Source organism: Paenarthrobacter sp. PPS72, from assembly GCF_048537125.1.
Taxonomy (GTDB): domain Bacteria; phylum Actinomycetota; class Actinomycetes; order Actinomycetales; family Micrococcaceae; genus Arthrobacter; species Arthrobacter nitroguajacolicus_E.
The window spans coordinates 104,795-123,373 of the sequence record NZ_JBLYIE010000061.1 but is presented as its reverse complement, the minus strand read 5'-3'; the positions used below and the strand labels follow the sequence as shown (position 1 = coordinate 123,373).

General features: G+C 61.9%; 16 protein-coding genes and 1 pseudogene. 8 read left to right on the top strand and 9 right to left on the bottom strand.

Annotation, left to right across the window (positions count from 1 at the left end):
• Positions 1-615, bottom strand: a pseudogene (locus ACLRGI_RS21120) (hypothetical protein); the annotation flags it as partial.
• Positions 616-689: 74 nt separating this feature from the next.
• Positions 690-1,322: an SACE_7040 family transcriptional regulator gene (locus tag ACLRGI_RS21115; RefSeq protein ID WP_419203412.1), complete on the bottom strand. Its 633-nt coding sequence runs from the start codon at positions 1,320-1,322 to the stop codon at positions 690-692.
• 136 nt (positions 1,323-1,458) lie between these two features.
• Between ACLRGI_RS21115 and ACLRGI_RS21110 the strand changes: the two genes are divergently transcribed.
• From ACLRGI_RS21110 to ACLRGI_RS21080, 7 genes are all read left to right on the top strand, one after another.
• Positions 1,459-3,069, top strand: coding sequence for a carboxyl transferase domain-containing protein (locus ACLRGI_RS21110; protein WP_419203411.1), 1,611 nt, complete (start codon positions 1,459-1,461; stop codon positions 3,067-3,069).
• A gap of 2 nt (positions 3,070-3,071) precedes the next feature.
• Entirely contained in the window at positions 3,072-5,252 is a 2,181-nt protein-coding gene (locus ACLRGI_RS21105) for an acetyl/propionyl/methylcrotonyl-CoA carboxylase subunit alpha (RefSeq protein WP_419203410.1), read from the top strand.
• Positions 5,249-6,412, top strand: a complete 1,164-nt coding sequence (locus tag ACLRGI_RS21100) for an acyl-CoA dehydrogenase family protein (protein ID WP_419203409.1) — start codon at positions 5,249-5,251, stop codon at positions 6,410-6,412. The genes ACLRGI_RS21105 and ACLRGI_RS21100 overlap by 4 nt, the downstream gene beginning before the upstream one ends.
• Positions 6,413-6,432: 20 nt before the next feature.
• Positions 6,433-7,236, top strand: coding sequence for a CoA transferase subunit A (locus ACLRGI_RS21095; RefSeq protein WP_419203408.1), 804 nt, complete (start codon positions 6,433-6,435; stop codon positions 7,234-7,236).
• Positions 7,233-7,985, top strand: a complete 753-nt coding sequence (locus ACLRGI_RS21090) for a CoA transferase subunit B (protein ID WP_419203407.1) — start codon at positions 7,233-7,235, stop codon at positions 7,983-7,985. Before ACLRGI_RS21095 ends, ACLRGI_RS21090 begins: the two co-directional genes overlap by 4 nt.
• The gene (locus tag ACLRGI_RS21085; protein WP_419203406.1) at positions 7,982-8,467 is read left to right on the top strand and encodes a MaoC family dehydratase; all 486 of its coding nucleotides are present in this window, start codon (positions 7,982-7,984) and stop codon (positions 8,465-8,467) included. Before ACLRGI_RS21090 ends, ACLRGI_RS21085 begins: the two co-directional genes overlap by 4 nt.
• A gap of 61 nt (positions 8,468-8,528) precedes the next feature.
• Positions 8,529-9,374 carry an HpcH/HpaI aldolase/citrate lyase family protein gene (locus ACLRGI_RS21080; protein ID WP_419203405.1) on the top strand — a complete coding sequence of 282 codons (846 nt, stop codon included), beginning with the start codon at positions 8,529-8,531 and terminating at the stop codon, positions 9,372-9,374.
• 87 nt (positions 9,375-9,461) lie between these two features.
• Here ACLRGI_RS21080 and ACLRGI_RS21075 read toward each other — a convergent pair whose 3' ends face one another.
• The 6 genes from ACLRGI_RS21075 to ACLRGI_RS21050 are packed head-to-tail and all read right to left on the bottom strand — an operon-like array spanning position 9,462 to position 15,708.
• Positions 9,462-10,583 (bottom strand): Gfo/Idh/MocA family protein, encoded by a 1,122-nt coding sequence (locus tag ACLRGI_RS21075; RefSeq protein ID WP_419203404.1) that lies wholly within the window; start codon positions 10,581-10,583, stop codon positions 9,462-9,464.
• Entirely contained in the window at positions 10,568-11,269 is a 702-nt protein-coding gene (locus ACLRGI_RS21070) for a ThuA domain-containing protein (protein WP_419203403.1), read from the bottom strand. Before ACLRGI_RS21070 ends, ACLRGI_RS21075 begins: the two co-directional genes overlap by 16 nt.
• A gap of 32 nt (positions 11,270-11,301) precedes the next feature.
• A complete protein-coding gene (locus tag ACLRGI_RS21065; RefSeq protein WP_419203402.1) occupies positions 11,302-12,522 on the bottom strand; it encodes a Gfo/Idh/MocA family protein in 1,221 nt (406 codons plus the stop codon).
• A 33-nt stretch (positions 12,523-12,555) separates the two neighbouring features.
• Positions 12,556-13,455: a carbohydrate ABC transporter permease gene (locus ACLRGI_RS21060; RefSeq protein WP_419203401.1), complete on the bottom strand. Its 900-nt coding sequence runs from the start codon at positions 13,453-13,455 to the stop codon at positions 12,556-12,558.
• The gene (locus ACLRGI_RS21055) at positions 13,455-14,384 is read right to left on the bottom strand and encodes a carbohydrate ABC transporter permease (protein ID WP_419203400.1); all 930 of its coding nucleotides are present in this window, start codon (positions 14,382-14,384) and stop codon (positions 13,455-13,457) included. Before ACLRGI_RS21055 ends, ACLRGI_RS21060 begins: the two co-directional genes overlap by 1 nt.
• A gap of 4 nt (positions 14,385-14,388) precedes the next feature.
• Positions 14,389-15,708 carry an extracellular solute-binding protein gene (locus tag ACLRGI_RS21050; RefSeq protein WP_419203399.1) on the bottom strand — a complete coding sequence of 440 codons (1,320 nt, stop codon included), beginning with the start codon at positions 15,706-15,708 and terminating at the stop codon, positions 14,389-14,391.
• A gap of 283 nt (positions 15,709-15,991) precedes the next feature.
• On the opposite strand from ACLRGI_RS21050, the gene ACLRGI_RS21045 reads away from it, so the two are divergent.
• Positions 15,992-17,059 carry a LacI family DNA-binding transcriptional regulator gene (locus tag ACLRGI_RS21045; protein ID WP_419203398.1) on the top strand — a complete coding sequence of 356 codons (1,068 nt, stop codon included), beginning with the start codon at positions 15,992-15,994 and terminating at the stop codon, positions 17,057-17,059.
• Here the strand turns inward: ACLRGI_RS21045 and ACLRGI_RS21040 are convergent.
• The gene (locus ACLRGI_RS21040) at positions 17,031-18,491 is read right to left on the bottom strand and encodes a lipase maturation factor family protein (protein WP_419203397.1); all 1,461 of its coding nucleotides are present in this window, start codon (positions 18,489-18,491) and stop codon (positions 17,031-17,033) included. The two genes, ACLRGI_RS21045 and ACLRGI_RS21040, sit on opposite strands and share 29 nt — an antisense overlap.
• Between the last annotated feature and the right edge of the window lie 88 nt (positions 18,492-18,579).

Below are 18,579 nucleotides of genomic sequence, written 5' to 3'. Positions count from 1 at the left end.
TTCCTTCCGGGTTCGTTCCACCGCCTGCGCCGCGACAAGCTGCAAGTACTCCAACGACCGGGAAATCTCCTCAACCCTGCCGGCAAAATCAGCAGCCTCAACAAAGCCGAACAACCGGGCGTCATCGGCCGCGGACAACCGCGCGGAATCAAGGAGAGCTTCCCCGTCTTCGAGAAACGTCATGAGCTGCCGTCCGGCAGCCGACGCGGGCACGGGATGCTGAGTGTCCAAGCGTTGGCCCGACCCTGAAATCCGGGCGAGGCGGGCCTTTCGGTTGAGCAGCCCGGCGTCATTGAGCAGCCCGGCGTCGTTGACCGGCCCAATTCCGTTGACCGGCCCGGTACCGTAGACGGGCCCGGCGCCGCGGAGCAGCCCGGTACCGTTGACCGGCCCAACGCCGCTGAGCAGCCCAACGCCGTTGAGCAGCCCAACGCCGCTGAGCAGCCCAGCGCCGTGGAATCGGCCGATCACGGTGATGGGCGCCGTCGTCTCCTTAAACCCGGCCTTGACCAAGTCAGGCCTGCTCAAGAAACGCCGTGACGCGGCCTCTACCAAGGCAGCGACGGCCGGGGACGATTCCGTCCGCAACGCTGTTAACTGCCCCGTTTCTTCCATGAATTAATCATTTCATTGGGGTCTGACATTTTTAGCAGGGGATTGAGAAGGCGACGCAGACCTCCCGAAAATAATCACACTGCGGTAAGGGCAGCCAATGCCATCTGTTCCAAAATGGGCCTGGCTGACTTCACGGCGATCTTCCGGCCGTGGTGGCGCACCGAGTGGGGTGTGGAGTTGATCAAACCAAAGGCTGCATGTGCCCGGACCCGAAGGCCCGGGACATCTGCGTCCGAGTGGATGCGGGACAGGACGTCCACCCATGTTTCGACGTAACTGCGCTGGAGAGACCTGACTTCTGCTTGGTCGGCGTCGCTGAGGCTTCCGAAGTCCCGGTCCTGAACACGAATGACCTCCGGGTTGCTGAGCGCGAAATCGACCTGGAATTGGACCAGCCCTTTCAGCGCGGTCAGGGGATCATCCGACTCCGACACCACCCGCAATCCGCCCTCCAGCAAATCCCGGCTGACGCTGAGCAGCAGCTCTCCGAGGACCGCTTGCTTGCCGGGAAAATGCCGGTAGACGGCGGGTCCGCTGACACCAGCTGCCGCACCGAGGTCTTCAAGTGAGACGCGTGTGAAGCCGTTTTCGGCGAACAAACCGGCAGCAGCGGACAACAAAGCCGCTCTGCGGAGTTCCTTTGCCTGGCCGCGTTGTGTGGCGGCGACACGGGTGACGTCGATACTTGCTTCCTGACCTGCGGTCACGTTTCCTCCTTGCGCCAGTCCAGCCCAGCGTTAGGTACCACCTGTGCTGGACATCACAGTTAATAAAGACTAACCTAAATTTCAGTTACATGGCACTAACCGAAATGGCCTGCGGCCGGGAATGGAACAGGGGTCGATGGAGACAATTGCCAGCCTGACAGGAGCCTCCAGCGGCACCTTTGAAGCCAACCAGGAGGCGCAACTGGCCTTGGTGGAGGAACTGCGGGAGCGATTGGCGACGGCGTCCCTTGGCGGCCCGGCCAAGTCCCGTGAGCGGCACATCGCCCGCGGGAAGCTTCTGCCGCGCGAACGGATCGACTACTTGCTCGATGACGGCAGTCCGTTCCTGGAAATCGCTCCCTTGGCTGCGAATGGCATGTATAACGGCGATTCTCCAGGCGCCGGGGTCATTGCAGGCATCGGCCTGATCCATGGCCGCCATGTCCTGGTGATCTCCAATGACGCCACGGTCAAGGGCGGCACCTACTATCCCATGACCGTGAAGAAGCACCTCCGGGCCCAAGAGATCGCCCTGGAGAACAAGCTTCCTTGCATCTACCTCGTTGATTCCGGCGGAGCATTCCTGCCCAAGCAGGATGAGGTCTTCCCTGACAAGGAGCACTTCGGCCGGATCTTCTACAACCAAGCCAAAATGTCCGCCGCCAAGATCCCCCAGATCGCCTCCGTCATGGGTTCGTGCACCGCCGGTGGCGCCTACGTACCCGCCATGAGCGATGAGACCATCATTGTCCGCAACCAGGGCACCATCTTCCTGGGTGGGCCACCCTTGGTTAAGGCAGCCATCGGCGAGATCGTCACGGCAGAGGAACTGGGCGGCGGCGATGTCCACTCAAGGATTTCCGGCGTCACGGACCACTTGGCGGAAAATGACCAGCATGCCCTGGAGATCGTTCGTGACATTGTGGCGACGTTGCCGAAGCCGGCACAACCGGCATGGGACGTGTCCGACGTCGTCCTGCCGCCCGTCGTCGACCCTTCAGGGATCTATGGCGTGGTTCCTACGGATGTCAACGCACAGTACGACGTCCGCGAAGTCATCGCCAGACTCGTGGACGGTTCCGAATTCCATGAATTCAAGAAGAATTACGGCACCACCTTGGTCACCGGCTTCGCGCACCTCCACGGGCATCCCGTGGGCATCGTGGCCAACAACGGTGTCCTCTTCAGCGAGTCGTCCTTGAAGGGCGCTCACTTCATAGAGCTCTGCGATCAGCGTGGCATTCCCCTGATCTTCCTGCAGAACCTCTCCGGCTTCATGGTGGGCAAGGACTACGAGCAAGGCGGCATCGCCAAGAACGGCGCCAAAATGGTCACGGCAGTGGCCACGGCCCGGGTGCCCAAGCTGACGGTGGTCATCGGAGGTTCCTTCGGAGCTGGCAACTACTCCATGTGTGGCCGGGCCTACTCGCCACGATTCCTGTGGATGTGGCCGGCGGCCCGCATTTCCGTGATGGGCGGAAATCAGGCTTCCAGCGTTCTGGCAACAGTCAAACGGGATCAGTATGAGGCAGCCGGCCAGGAATGGTCCGCCGAGGACGAGGAAGCGTTCAAGGCTCCTATTAAGCAGCAATATGAGGACCAGGGAAGTCCGTACTACTCCACTGCGCGCTTGTGGGACGACGGCATTATCGATCCCGCCGACACGCGGCGAGTCCTTGGAATGGCCTTGGACGTCGTCTCCCGACAACAACTGCCCGAGACCTCCTTCGGTCTCTTCAGGATGTGACCATGACCCTGCCAACAACAGCCGTAACAACAACCGCAGCAGCAACCGCAGAAACCTCCGGTCCGGCGGTCGAAGCCGGAACATTCAGCGCCGTCCTCGTTGCCAACCGTGGTGAGATCGCCTGCCGCGTCATCCGGACGCTGCAGGAGATGGGCATCCGCTCCATCGCCGTGTACTCAGACGCCGACAAGGACGCCAAGCATGTGGCCCTCGCCGATACCGCCGTCGCTATCGGTGGCAAGGCACCCGCGGACAGTTACTTGAAGATCGATGCCATCATCGATGCCTGCCGTCGAAGCGGGGCGGAGGCTGTTCATCCGGGCTACGGTTTCCTCTCCGAGAACGTGGAGTTCGCCAAGGCCCTGGACGCGGCTGGCATCAGGTTCATCGGGCCGGGAATTGGTGCCATTGAAGTAATGGGCGACAAGATCCGTTCCAAGAACCACGTGATGGCTTACGACGTCCCCTGCGTTCCGGGCATCGCAAAGCCAGGGCTCACCGACCAGGAACTGTTGGAGGCGGCACCGGGAGTCGGTTTCCCCTTGCTGATCAAGCCGTCCGCAGGTGGCGGCGGAAAAGGCATGCACGTGGTGGAACGGCTCGAGGACATGGCCTCCACGCTCATTACGGCCAGGCGAGTGGCGGCATCCGCCTTTGGCGACGACACCCTCTTCCTGGAGCGGCTCATCCGCGCACCCCGGCACATCGAGGTCCAGGTCCTGGCCGACAATCACGGAAACGTCATCCACCTCGGCGAGCGTGAGTGCTCACTCCAACGACGCCACCAGAAGGTCATTGAAGAAGCCCCGTCCGCCCTCTTCGAATCGCTGCCGGACGGCGCAGCACAAAGGGCCCGCATCGGTGAGGCGGCCTGCAACGCGGCACGTTCGGTCAACTACAGCGGGGCCGGGACCGTCGAGTTCCTAGTCTCCGATGACCACCCCGACGAGTTCTTTTTCATGGAAATGAACACCCGGCTGCAGGTTGAGCATCCTGTCACGGAGATGGTGACCGGCGTCGACCTCGTGGAATGGCAGGTGAGGATTGCCGCCGGTGAGGTGCTCACCGTGGCGCAGTCCGACGTCGTACTCAAGGGCCATGCTGTTGAGGCGCGCGTCTATGCGGAGGTGCCCGAGCGGAACTTCATGCCATCCATGGGGCGCATTGTGGCCCTCGCAGAGCAGGGCGCAGCGGATGCAACCGTGTCCGGCCAGCAGCAGGCGCGTGCCAACGTGCGGATCGATTCCGCCATGCGGCACAATCTGGAGATCACGGGGGACTACGATCCCATGCTCGCCAAGGTCATTGCGTGGGGTGAAGACAGGGCAGCGGCGTTGGACACCCTTGATGCTGCCCTGGGCCGGTACACCTTGATGGGGGTGGACACGAACGTTGAGTATCTGCGGCTGCTGATCAATGATCCCGATGTCCGGGCAGGGCGCCTGGATACGGGACTGATTGAGCGCAGGCTGCCGTCCATGCAATTCAGGCACGTTGGTCCAACCGAACTGATCGCCGCCGCGCTTACGCTGTGGCTGAACCGCACCGGCTCGGCGCTTGCGGGCGACGCGTGGAAGGTTCCGGACTCTTGGCGAATCGGAGGTCGCGGCGCGTGGACAGCCACCTTTGGTATTTCGGGGGGTGAAGTCGATACGGTGGCCATCACCGAACAGGACGGCACCTTGACGGCGGCGGTGGACGGCGGGAACGCGGTACCGGTGAGGGTTGCCCATCACAGTGGCAACAGCATCGCGTTTGAGCTCGACGGCGGCCTGGTTATCTTCGCGGTTGGGGTGGGACCGGGTGCTGCCCGCGAAATCCACGTAGGCAACGATGGCTGGTCCTGCAAACTTGAGGTCCTGAATCGTGCTGAGCGCCTGCGGCGGATGCTCGCAGGCATCCAACGTGATGAAGGGGCAGCTGACCCGGAAGTACGATCGCCAATGCCCGGGACTGTGGTGTCGGTGTCGGTAACCGATGGTCAGAGCGTCGAGGAAGGCCAAGCCCTCCTGGCCGTTGAAGCCATGAAGATGGAGCACCAACTGGTGGCGTCCGTGGCGGGCACCGTCCACCTCACCAGCAAACCCGGCGACCTGGTCAAAGCCGACCAAGTGCTCGCCACCATTCACGTAGACAGCACCAGCACAGACGAGACCAGCACAGACGAGGAAGTCCAGCGATGAGCACCTTTGAACTCAATGAGGAATACCAGGACCTGAGCGACTCCGTCCGCGAGTTCGCCGACGAGGTTGTTGCACCGGTTTCCGCCAAGCACGACGAAGAGCACAGCTTTCCCTACGAGGTTGTGAAGCAGATGGGGGAGATGGGCTTGTTCGGCCTGCCCTTCCCGGAGGAGCTCGGCGGGATGGGCGGGGACTATTTCGCCCTTGCTTTGGCTTTGGAACAGTTGGGCCGCGTTGACCAGTCAGTTGCCATCACTTTGGAAGCCGGTGTCTCGCTGGGCGCCATGCCGGTGTACCGCTTCGGCACGGAGGAACAGAAACTTCAGTGGTTGCCGCAGCTCGCGTCCGGACGTTCCTTGGCAGGTTTCGGCCTGACCGAGCGCGAAGCCGGTTCGGATGCCGGTGGCACCAAGACCAACGCCCACTTGGACAACGGCGAATGGGTCATCAACGGAAACAAGGAGTTCATTACCAACTCCGGCACGGACATCACCACGCTGGTTACTGTCACGGCAGTCACGGGTCAAAAGGAAAACGCTGACGGCAGCACCAAGAAGGAGATTTCCACCATCCTGGTACCGACGGACACGCCCGGTTTCAGGGCGGAAAAGCCGTACAACAAGGTGGGCTGGAACGCCTCCGATACCCATCCGCTCACCTTGGACGACGTACGCGTTCCGGAAGCAAATCTCTTGGGCGAGCGCGGCCGGGGCTATGCCAACTTCCTCTCCATCCTTGATGAGGGCCGCATCGCCATCGCCGCGCTGGCCACAGGTGCAGCCCAGGGGTGCGTGGATTTGTCCGTGAAGTACGCCAAGGAACGCAGCGCGTTCGGGCAGAACATCGGCAAGTACCAGGCCATCCAGTTCAAGATCGCCAGGATGCAGGCCAGGGCCCACACTGCGCGCCTTGCGTACTACGACGCTGCCTCCCGGATGCTGGCAGGCAAGCCGTTCAAGACCGAGGCGGCCATCGCTAAGATGGTCGCAGGCGAGGCAGCCATGGACAACGCGCGGGACGCCACCCAGGTGTTCGGCGGCTATGGCTTCATCAACGAATTCACGGTGGCACGGCATTATCGCGACTCCAAGATCCTTGAAATCGGGGAGGGCACCACCGAGGTTCAGTTGATGCTCATCGCCCGCGAGCTGGGTCTGTAACCGTAGGGGAAGGATCAAGGATGATTGACAAGGTTGTTGCCAGCGCCGCGGAAGCGGTGAAGGACATCCCGGACGGTGCCTCGCTCGCCGTGGGAGGGTTCGGTTTATGCGGTATACCCGTGTCCTTGATCGATGCCCTCTACCAGCAGGGCACCACGGATCTGGAGACGGTGAGCAACAACTGCGGCGTGGACGACTGGGGCCTTGGCATTCTCCTCAAGGATGGTCGAATCAGGCGGACCATCAGCTCGTATGTGGGCGAGAACAAGGAATTTGCCCGCCAGTATTTGGCGGGGGAACTGGAAGTAGTCCTTACTCCCCAAGGCACGCTGGCCGAGAAACTGCGCGCCGGTGGTGCCGGCATCCCCGCCTTCTACACCAAGGCAGGTGTAGGAACGCAGGTTTCCGAAGGCGGCCTTCCGCAAAAGTACGACGCCGACGGGAACGTTGCGCTGGCCTCTTCTCCCAAGGAGGTGCGCACCTTCAACGACGCGGACTATGTGCTGGAAGAGTCCCTCACACCGGACTTCGGGCTGGTTCATGCCTGGAAGGGCGACCGGCACGGCAACCTGGTCTTCCATGCGACAGCGATGAACTTCAACCCGCTGTGTGCCATGGCGGCGAGGACCACCATTGCCGAAGTGGAGGAACTGGTGGAACCCGGCGAGTTGGATCCGGAGCACATTCACACACCGGGAATCTTCGTCCAACGGGTAGTGGTGGCAACTTCGAACGAGAAGCGGATAGAGAAGCGGACGGTAGCGCTGACTGCCGGCACGGGACCAGGCCAGTCCGCCACAACCCAGCCAGGAGCGGAACGATGACCGACAATTCCTACCACGACATTCCGCCCCGCCCGGAAGCGGTCCGGCACGAGTACCGTCGCGCCGACGTCGAACATCACGAGGCCAAAGGCTGGACCCGCAACGAACTGGCCGCCCGCGTTGCCCGGGAACTCACCAACGGGCAGTACGTGAACCTCGGAATAGGCATGCCCACGCTGATTCCCAACTACATTCCCGATGGCGTGGAGGTCATCCTTCACTCCGAGAACGGGATCCTTGGCGTAGGTCCGTACCCCGCCGAGGACAAAATTGATCCGGACCTCATCAATGCAGGCAAGGAAACGGTTACCACGAATGCGGGGGCTGCGTTCTTCGATTCGGCGTCGTCCTTTGGCATGATCCGGGGCGGACACGTGGACGTTGCAGTCCTGGGCGCCATGGAGGTGGCCGAGAACGGTGACCTGGCCAACTGGATGATTCCCGGCAAGATGGTCAAAGGCATGGGCGGAGCAATGGACCTCGTGTTCGGTGCCAAGAAGGTCATTGTCATGATGGAACACGTAGACCGAAACGGCCGGCCAAAAATTGTCCGGAACTGCACACTCCCACTCACCGGTAAAGGCTGCGTGGACCGGATCATTACTGATTTGGCGGTCATTGACGTCTCTAAGGATGCAGGTGACCCGCGCTTGGTCCTCCGTGAGTTGGCTCCCAACGTCACTCTTGAGGACGTCCTGGCCGCTACCGGCGCCGAACTGTTCGAAGAAGACCAGGAGCTCACTGTATGACGCGGGTGGTTGAGCAGCGCGGGCTGTATTTCGATGAGCTTGAAGAGGGCGTGGTTTACGCGCACAAGCCCGGACGCACAGTCACCGAAACGGACAATGTCCTCTTCACCACCATGACCATGAACACGCAGGCGCTGCACCTGGACGCGGCCTGGAGTGCCGGGCAGCCATTCGGGCAGAGGCTGATGAACTCCATGTTCACCCTGTCCACCATGGTGGGCCAGTCCGTGACCCAGCTGACTCAGGGGACCATCATCGCGCAGTTGGGGCTGACCGATGTCACCTTTCCGCACCCGCTGTATCACGGCGATACGCTGTACACGGAAACGGTGATCACGGGAAAACGGCTGTCGTCGTCCCGCCCGGGCCAAGGCGTGGTGACCATGCAGCATACCGGCCGTAACCAGGACGGCGCGGTGGTGGCCTTGGCAACCCGGACCTGCCTGATGTGGACCAAGGAAGCGCATGCAGCGCAGACTTAGACCCGGCTCAGATCATTAACATCGTCTTCAGTACACCTCGGCACCAGCAGCAAGGATCTCCATGCCCTCTTCCAACGTGACTCCCTTCACCATGGGCCCGGCCCTCCTGTTCTGCCCTGCGGACAGGCCGGAGCGTTTTGGCAAAGCCGCTGACCGATCCGACGCCGTCATCCTGGACCTGGAAGATGCCGTAGCTCCTGCCGACAAGGTGCAGGCACGCGAAGCGATTGTTGAGCAGTCCGGTACCGGGGGACTCGAGCCCGGCCGCACGATTGTGCGGGTCAACCCGGTGGGGACACCCGAGTTCGAACTCGACCTTGAGGCCTTGGCAAAGACGTCCTACCGCACGGTGATGCTGGCCAAGGCGGAGAGCGCCGAGCAGCTCAGGTCCTTGGAAGGTTTTCAGGTCGTTGCCCTCTGTGAAACCGCGGCGGGCATCGTCAACGCCCCAGCTATTGCCGCCGAACCGAACGTCGTAGGCCTGATGTGGGGTGCCGAGGACTTGTTGGCCTCACTCGGTGGCCTCTCCAGCAGGAACGACGTCGGCGGGTACCGGGCTGTCGCCCTTCACTCACGCTCCGCCGTACTGCTCGCCGCCAAGGCTGCCGGCAAGGAAGCCATCGACTCGGTGTACGTGAACATCCCGGATCTCGAAGGCCTCTTGGCGGAGTCCGGAGACGCTGTTTCCAGTGGCTTCGGAGCCAAGGCCTGCATCCATCCGAACCAGGTAGCAGTAGTCCGTGAGGCCTACGCGCCGACTCCCGAAGCCATAGCCCAAGCCAATGAGCTTTTGGAAGCCGCGGCTGCCGCGGGCACCGGAGTGTTCCAGTTCAACGGCAAAATGATCGACGGCCCCATCCTTAAGCACGCTGAAGCGACCCTGCGCCGGGCCGGGCATCCCGTATAAGGGCTCACTCTCCGCGAGCTGACAGTTGATGCCCATGTTTCCCCAAAACATGGGCATCAACTGTAGTCTCGGCGGGCGGGCCGAGTGCTAGGTGAGCACCGACGTCGTGATTTCAGTCAGTTCAACCACTGCGGGACGTGCGGTCGTGCTCTTGATGGCCACTGCCTGCCCGCTTTTGGCCGACTCCAGCACCGATTCCATGACGTCCAGGGCATGGAAGGCCAGTTGACCGCCGGCGCGGGGTTCCTGCCCGGCGGGCGTTGCTGCGAGGTCGGCAATCCCGAAGCCACGGCCCGAGTCCACGTAGCCGGCCGAGACGGGGAGCGTCTCCCATTCCTCCGCGCCGAGTGCGAACAACTGCACCTCGCCGTCGAAGTGATTGGGGTCAGGCACGATCAGCGAACCCGTTTCCCCATGGATCTCAATGTTTGGGCTCTTGGTCTTCACGGCGTCGAAGCTCATGAACAGGGTGGATAGTGCACCGGAGGCATGGACCAGAACCCCCGTGACGTGCGAGTCGATGTCCACCGGGACTTTTTGGCCTTCCCGCGGGCCTGAACCGATGGTGCGTTCGGTTCGGGTGTGGCTGGCAGCGCCCACCACCGAAACCACGGGCCCCAGCAAGGTGACCAGCGCGGAGACGTAGTAGGGACCCATGTCCAGCAAGGGTCCACCTCCTGGCTGGTAGTAGAAATCGGGGTTGGGGTGCCAGCGCTCATGGCCCGGTGTGGCCATGGTGGCTGTTGCGGAAACAGGCGAACCGATCAGTCCGTCGTCGATCGCCTTGCGGGCTGTCTGAATTCCCGTGCCCAGCACGGTGTCCGGCGCGCAACCCACACTAACTCCGGCCGCGGCGGCAGCGGCCAGTACCTGTCGGGCCTCTGCCGTGGTGGCAGCCAGCGGCTTTTCACCGTAGACCGACTTGCCTGCTGCGATGGCCCTGAGTGCGATGTCCGCATGGGCGGCCGGGATGGTCAGGTTCAGGACGAGGTCAACGTCGTCCGCGGCCAGGAGCTCGTCCACGCTCAGCGCACGGACGCCCTGGTACGAGTCAGCGACGGCCTGCGCCCGTGATGGATCAAGGTCCGCGACCGCCACCAGGTTGATCGAATCGAGCCTTCGGAAGTTGGTCAGGTACTGGGCGATGATTGCCCCGCAGCCGACGACTCCCACGGTAAGCGGCTTGGCCTCATTTATCGGGATGCCCACAGCATGCCCCTTTCAATGATGGTGCGGACGTTGCTGTCCTCGAGAATTTCAACCCGGTGGCCCGGCGTGCAGACAAAAATCTTGCCGTTGCCCCATTGACGGGTCCAGATGGCCGGCGATGTGACTTCGCGATTCCACGGGTCCCACTCGCGGACCTTCTGGGTAGTGGTGGCCAGGACGTCGATGTAGTCATCGGACAGGACCCAGTACTGCTCCGTGACGAGGTCGAAGTCGCCGATTCCCTGCGTGATGGGATGCCCGGATGCAGCCGGGAGCATGTTGACCGTGTAGGGAACGTAGTTATCGGACTGCTCGCCGATCCGCTCGTCGGCGTGCTTGCCCGGGTGGCAGGCGAACTGGCCGCCGATCAGGTGCAGGTAGTCCGAATTGTTGCGGTAGGAATCAGCGATCCCGCCGTGCCATCCGGCCAGGCCTGTGCCATTTTCAACGGCAGCGCGAAGTCCCTCGAACTCATCCTTCTCAATGGTGGTCATGGTCATGCATTGCACGATCAGGTCCACGCCGGCCATATAGTCGGAGTCGGCGTAAATCTTGGGGGATTCCTCCACACGGACGTCGTAGCCGTTGTCCTTCAGGTAGGGAATGAAAAGCTCTGTGGCTTCCGTCGGTTGGTGTCCGTCCCAGCCGCCGCGAACCACCAGCGCTGTCTTGTTGTTGCTTGTCATGGTTTCCTTCGTTTCGGGCGTATTCATGTCTGTCACACGTTTTGCCAGCGGCTTGCGTTGCCTGCACTGGCCTCCACTGCGGCCAGGACTTTTTGCACCTGCAAAGCGTCAGCGAACGACGGCGAGGGCTGCTCGCCTGCGCCGATGGCAGTCACGAGGTCCACCACCTGATGCGTGAAGCCGTGCTCGTAGCCGAGGCCGTGACCGGTAGGCCACCAATTGCCGGTGTAGGGGTGGGACGGCTCCGTGACCATGATTTTTCGGAAGCCCGCGTCGGGTTCCAAAGCGGAATCGTAGAACTGAAGGGAGTTCATGTCCTCAAAATCGAACGCAATGGACCCCTTGGTGCCGTTGAGTTCCAAGCGCATGGCGTTTTTACGTCCCAAGGCGAATCGGGTGGCTTCGAAGATACCGATGGGCCCGGAGGCGCTGCCGACGCGAGAGCCTGCGTCAGCGCCGTCGTCGTGCTTGGCCTCAAAACGGGCGGTGAACAGGGCGGCGTCGTCCACGGTCACGGGACCACGCGGACCGTCAGCGCCACCGTGACCGCCCAAGCCTACAAAATCGCCTCCCACGGGGCGCTCCTTCACGAAGGTCTCCAGCAGCGCCGAGACCCCGGTGATGTTGAGCCCGGTGATCCATTGTGCCGCATCGATGCTGTGCGCGCCGATGTCACCGAGTGAGCCGGAGCCCGACTTGGACTTATCCAGTCGCCAGGTCAGTGGCGCATCGGCGTCGCTCAACCAGTCTTGAAGGTACTGGGCGCGCACGTGTCGGATCTCGCCCAAACGGCCATCGTCCACCATACGCTTGGCCAGTGCCAGGGCAGGCGTGCGTCGGTAACTGAAGCCGCACATGGAGAACACACCCCGTTCGGTTGCGTCTTGAGCCACCAGTGTCATCTTTTCGGCTTCCTCCACTGAGTTGGCCAACGGCTTTTCGCACAGGACGTGTTTGCCGGCTTCGAGCGCTGCAATGGCTATTTCCGCATGGGTGTTGCCGGGGGTGCAGATGTCGATCAGGTCGATGTCGTCGCGCTCAATGAGGCGGCGCCAATCAGTCTCGGTGGAGGCCCAGCCATATTTGCCGGCCGCTGCCTGCACGCCTTCCGCGTTTCGGCCCGCCACGGCGGTCAATTCCGGAGCGAGTGGAAGGTCGAAGAAGCGCGGCGCGGTCCGCCACGCGTGGGAGTGCGCGGCACCCATGAAGGCATAGCCCACCATGCCCACACGCAGGAGTCGAGGAGCTGTCATCGGGGAGTCCTTTCTGGTTGTGTGGGTATCCCGTTACTTGCTGAAGCCCGCGGTGAGGCCACTGAGCAACTGCCGACGTGCCACCACGTAGATCACCAGCAGCGGGAGCGTAGCCAGGACCACGGAGGCGAGCACCGCCGGGATGTTGACGCTGAATTCACCTTGGAAGGTCCACAGTGACAACGGCAGCACCCGGGTGTCGGGGCTTTGCGTAAGAATCAGCGGGAACAGGAACCCGTTCCACACGTGTAGTGCGTTATAGATGCCTACCGTGATGACAGCAGGTTTGGTCATGGGTAAAGCGAGCCGCCACATCATGGCCCAGTCCGAGCAACCGTCCAGCCTCATCGACTCAAACAGCTCGTTGGGGACATCCCGCATGAAGTTGGACAGGATGAGCACCGATACCGGGATCGCGAACGCAATGGAGGGCAGGATCAGTGCCAACAGGGTGTCGTACATGTGGGCCTTGGTGATCATCCAGTAGATCGGGATGATGGTTGCGTGCAGCGGAATGGCCAGGCCCAGGAGGAAGACGTTGTTGGTCCAGCTAAGGAACCCTCCCTTGCCCCGCACAATGGCGTAGGCGGCCATGAAAGCGACAAAAAGTGCCGGAACCACGCTGCCAACGGTGACGATGAGGCTGTTGGTGAAGTACTTGGCGAAGTCGTTCTCCAGGACCAGCTTGTAGTTGTCCAGGGTCGGCTCGGATGGAGGCAGCATCGGGTTTGACGTGAAGAACCCTGCCTGGTTCTTCAGGCTGGTGATCACCACGTAGTACACCGGCACAATAATGATCGCCAGCCAGAGCCAGCCGCCCAGGCCACCCAGGAAGTTCGGCCGGGAACGGCCGGTTCCTGGAGGCCGACGGCGGGTTGTCACCGGTTGGGGCGGGGCCGCCGGCGTTGTGGGGAGTTGGGTTGTGGAAGCCATTACGCACCTTCCAATTGGCTGGCGTTGCGGTTCTTGCCGCCGAGTCGTTGCAGGAACAGTGCCAGGGCGAGGCCGATGACAACGAGGATCACGCCAAGGGCGCTCGCCGCTCCCATGTCGTTGGCTTTGAAGCCGGTGAGGTACATGTGCAGTGGCAGCAGCCTGGTGGAGTAGCCCGGTCCGCCGGCCGTCAGCACGAAGACCAGGTCGAAGTAGGCGAGGGAACCCACCACCATGAGGGTGGAGGAGGTGATCATGGTGTACTTCAGCTGCGGCAGGGTGATGTTGAAGAACTGCTGGACACGGCCGGCACCATCAATCTGTGCGGCCTCGTACAGCGAAGCAGGGATCTGCCGGACGCCGCCTTGATAGATCAGGGTGTGGAACGGCACGAACTGCCAGGCAATCACGAAGACCACCACGAACAGAACCAGATCCGAATTGCCCAGCCAGTCCTGGGCCAGGATTGGCAGTCCCAGGCCAGGGCCGAGGCCGAAGTTCGGATCCAGCAGCGCCTTGAAAGCAATGGCCACTGCCGCGGAGGACAGGAGCAGGGGCACGAAGTAGAGGACAGCCAGTGCCGCACGGTACTTCTGGTTGGCGGCTGTGAAGACACCGAGCAGAAGGCTGATGGGTGCTTGGACAATGAACGAGAAGAACATGATCTTGGCCGTCACCAACAATGCGTTACCGGTGACCGGATCGGCCAGGACCGTGTTCCAGCTGGAGAGCCCGTCGAGTTTGATTTCGCCCAGGCCGTCCCAGCGGGTGAAGCTGAGGAACAGGACTCCCAGGAGCGGGAGAATAGCGAAGAGCATGAAGAACGCGAGGGCAGGGACGGCCAGCCAACCCGACGGACCCTTTTCCAGGGTCCGCCGGGTGCCGCGCTTGGCGCCCACTGCCCGCTGTGGAGTCGTAATTGCGGACACAGGATTACTTCCCGATCGTTGCGTTCATGGTGGAAGCAAACTGCTCCGGCGTGATCTTCTTCAGGAAGATCTGGTCAAGGTTGGCCAGCATGGCATCTCCCTGTGCGGGGCTGAGCGCCTGGTCCCAGGACAGCGTGAAGTCCGGGGCGTCCTTGGCCATGCCATATACGTAGGTCAGGAAGTCCTTGTCGGGGGAGGCGGCGAGTTTGTCTTCGATGCCCGTGACCACGGGTACGGCTCCTGAGTCGATCAGGCTTTGAACGTTCTCATCATTGAACATTCCGTCTTTCACATACGCCAGGGCTGTCTTCTTCTGGTCCTCGGTGGCCTTGGACGAGACGGACCAGAAGTTGGACGGGTTGCCCACCACGTTCGCCGGGTCACCCTTGCCGCCCTCGACCGTGGGGAAGGGGGTGTAACCGAGCTTGCCGCTGGAGACGAAGTCGGCCGCGTCCTTCTTCATGCCCTGGTAGATCCAGCTTCCCTGCAGAATCATGGCGGCCTTGCCGGTGTACAGCAGGGCCTGGTCCGCGTTGCTGTCAGCGGCAATCGAGGAGAAGCCGTTGATAAAGCCACCGGCGTTTACCAGTTCCTGGATTTTGGTCAGTGCCTCGATCACTGCGGGATCGGACCAAGCGTCAGGCTTGTTGGCTGCAATATTGGCGAAGACCTCAGGGCCGCCGATACGGTCCACAAGGTATTCAAGCCACATCAGGTCCGGCCACTTGGACTGTCCGCCCAGGGAGAAGGGCGCCACGCCGGCAGCCTTGAACTTTGGTACGAGCGCCATGAGCTCATCCCAGGTCTTGGGCGGTTCTGCTCCGATCTTCTCGAAGACTTCCTTGTTGTAGTAGAGGACTACGGGCTGCACCTTGTTGTTGGGCAATGCGTAGGTCTTGCCGTCGATCACACCGCTCTCGAGGATGGAGGGAAGGTAGCGGCTTTGGACGTCGGGGTTTTCTTTGAGGAATCCCGTCAGATCATCCACCTGGCCGGCATCGACGTAGGACTTGAGAACCCCGCCGCCCCAGCCGTAGACCAGGGTGGGCCCCTGGCCGGCGCCGACGGCGGTGCGGACCTTGGTCTTGTAGGCGTCGTTGGCGAAGAAGTCGAGCTTGATGGCGGTGTCCGGGTGTGACTTGTTCCAGGAGTCAACGGATGCTTGGAACACTGGCTGGTCTCCACCGGTGAGTCCCCACATGGTTGCCGAGTCCGCCGAGGCTCCCGTTCCGGCCGGACCCGAGGACCCGCAGGCTACGAGCGAGATCGACAATGCGGCTGCAGAAACGGCCATTCCGGCGGTGAGCAACTTGAGATTATTCATGTGCAGTTTCCATTCGTCCTTCGGGCTCGACGCTGATTGCCCGGTTGTGCGTGTAAAAAGCCACACTCCGTGGTGAGGAGATCGACTGCGATCATCCAAATCCGTTAGAGTTTCGAAATATTTCGAACATCCTTTCGGAAGTGCCAACCAAACTTAGCCGTGACCTGCATCACCGTCAAGACGTTTATTCGCTCATTATGAAGAGTTTTAATGCGTCATTGACGAATGGGCGTGTGATCGAGGAGACTGCAATGAACCGAAATATTTCGAAAGCAGGAACGTTGTGGAACGAGATCTCCGCCCCTCCAAGCTCACCCTGGCCGCGGTAGCAGCTGAAGTTGGTGTCTCCGCGCCCACAGTTTCCAAGGTTGTCAACGGCCGCGAGGACGTGGCAGAAGCCACCCGTGCCAGGGTCTTGGCAGCATTGCAGCGCACCGGCTACAAATCGCCGTTACAACGCAAAAGCATCCCCGAACACCGTGCGGTGGAAGTCGTCTTCGACTCCCTGAATTCGGCGTACGGGGTGGAAGTCCTCAACGGTGTGATGGAGCACGCGGCAGTATCGGACATGGAAGTGATCCTCTCCATCACAGGTCGGCAGGCCGGCTCTCCGCTGGGGCCCGAAGGACGGGCGCAGCGCCTGGTGGACGAGGGCCGTGCCGGCATGATTGTAGTGACCTCGGCCTTCGGTTCCGCTCAGTTGGAAGCGTTCAAGCGTCGCCGGATTCCCATCGTGGTGGTGGATCCGCTCAATCCGCCGCCCGCAGACGTCTTCAGTGTTGGCGCCAGTAATTGGGCAGGCGGCAAAGCTGCGGCATCCCACCTGCTGGAGTTGGGGCATCGAAGAATTGCCTATATTGGTGGTCCCTCCACGGCGGAATGCAGCCAGGCCCGCCTGCACGGTTACATGGCTGCCCTCATGGCAGAGGGCGTGGCCGTGGAGGATGAGTACATTTCCGATGGTCCGTTCAGGCCCGAAAATGGAGTGCGCGCCATGAAGGCCTTGCTGGCACTGGACGATCCGCCCACGGCGATCTTCGCCGCCAGTGACAGCATCGCGCTGGGGGTGCTCGCTGAAGCACGGCGCCAGAATGTGCGCATTCCGGAGGAAATGAGTTTGGTCGGCTTTGACGGCACCCACCAAGCGGAGGAATCCGTGCCACGGCTGACATCGGTGTCCCAACCGCTGCAAGAGATGGGGCGCTCAGCCTTAAGTTTCATCCTCCGCCAGAAAAACGGCGAGGAAATCGACTCGCGAAGGGTGGAATTGGCCACGCACCTCGTAGTCCGCGAATCCACAGCTCCGCCTCGGGCGTCGAGCGCTAGGGCAGGCGCCGCCGTCGGGGACTAAGCGAGAGTGGCGGGACCGCGTCATACAGCAGCACCCGCACCCAACGTTCGCCGGACTCGCGGAACTCTGCACGGCTGGCGAAACGGTAAAGGTAGCTGCGCGCCCGCACCCAACGGGGGCGCTCGCCGTCGAACGGGTCGTGGCGCAGCAGTCCAAGCGTTGCCTGGTCGGCTTCCAGCAGCTTGCCCAGGAACGCGTAAAACCAGTCCTCGTGGACGGTTCGCAGCGGCAGGAACCACATGAGCCAATCCAGGCGCAGATGATAGGGCGCCCATTGCGGCGGGAGCCTGCGAACATCGCCGGGCTTGCCCTTGAAGCCATACTCAAACCAGTGTTCCTCAGCGGCGTCCGGCTCCTCCGCCAGTGTCCCCTCCACTACGATCTCGATCCGCTGCTTGGTCACCGTCCCGAAAGCGCCGTAAGCGTTCACCAGGCGCCATCGGTTGAAACTGGCGTTCATCAACTGCTGACTGGAGAAGAGGTTGAGGAGCGGCCTGTAGCTGAACACGAGCAACAAAACGGTGACAAGCACGACGACGGCCAGCCACCACGCCGGGGTTTGGGCGCCTCGGTGCCACTCCAGTGGTATGAACGGAAAGACCGCATGGGCAACGGGGTCGCTGACCGCAGCAAAGGCCAGGATGATCGCCACCCAATTCAGCCACGCAAAGTTCCCTGTTGCCACCAACCACAGCTGCGTCACGATGATGACCCCGGCTGCAATGCTGGCCAGCGGCTGCGGCCCGAACAGGAAGAACGGCACCACCAGCTGCGCAAAATGATTTCCCACCACTTCCACCTTGTGCAACGGACGCGGCAGGAGGTGCGCCTGCCTGCTGAGGGGGCCGGGCATCGGCTGTGTTTCGTGGTGATAGAACATGGCTGTCATATCTCGCCATTCACGGCCGCCCCGGATCTTGATCATGCCCGCACCGAATTCAAGTCGGAAGACCAACCACAGAATGAGGATAAGGATAGTAGTGGGCGGCGGCGTCTGATCCGAGCCGAGGAACGCCACCACGAATCCGGCCTCCAACAGCAGGATTTCCCAGCCAAACCCATAGAACGTCTGGCCGACGTTGACGATGGACATATAGAGGAACCAGAGGGCAAGGAACGCCATCATGGGCAGCCACGGAGGGCCGGTTTGGGGGAGGCCAATGACCAGTAGGACGGACACGGCAATACCTGTCCAGCACACGGCCCTGAGCAGCGCGTCGGTGTAACGCCACAGGAACAGAGTGGGCCTGGCCAGTTTGCGGGCCATATCCAGGAAAGCCGGGACCGGCAGCAGTCCGCGTTCGCCCAGGAGCGCCGGAAACTGGTTCAACGTGGAGAGGAACGCAATGGCGTAGAGCACGGCTATGCCGCGCTGCAGCACCTGCCGGGCAAACTCGTAGTCCCGCGCATCGAACCAGGACAGCCATTCCACGATTCCACGGTACGCGCGGGAGAGTGGTGGTCAAGCGGTACCGGTTTTCCACTTACGCCCGAGTTCGTTCGCGGCCCCCGGCGGCGAC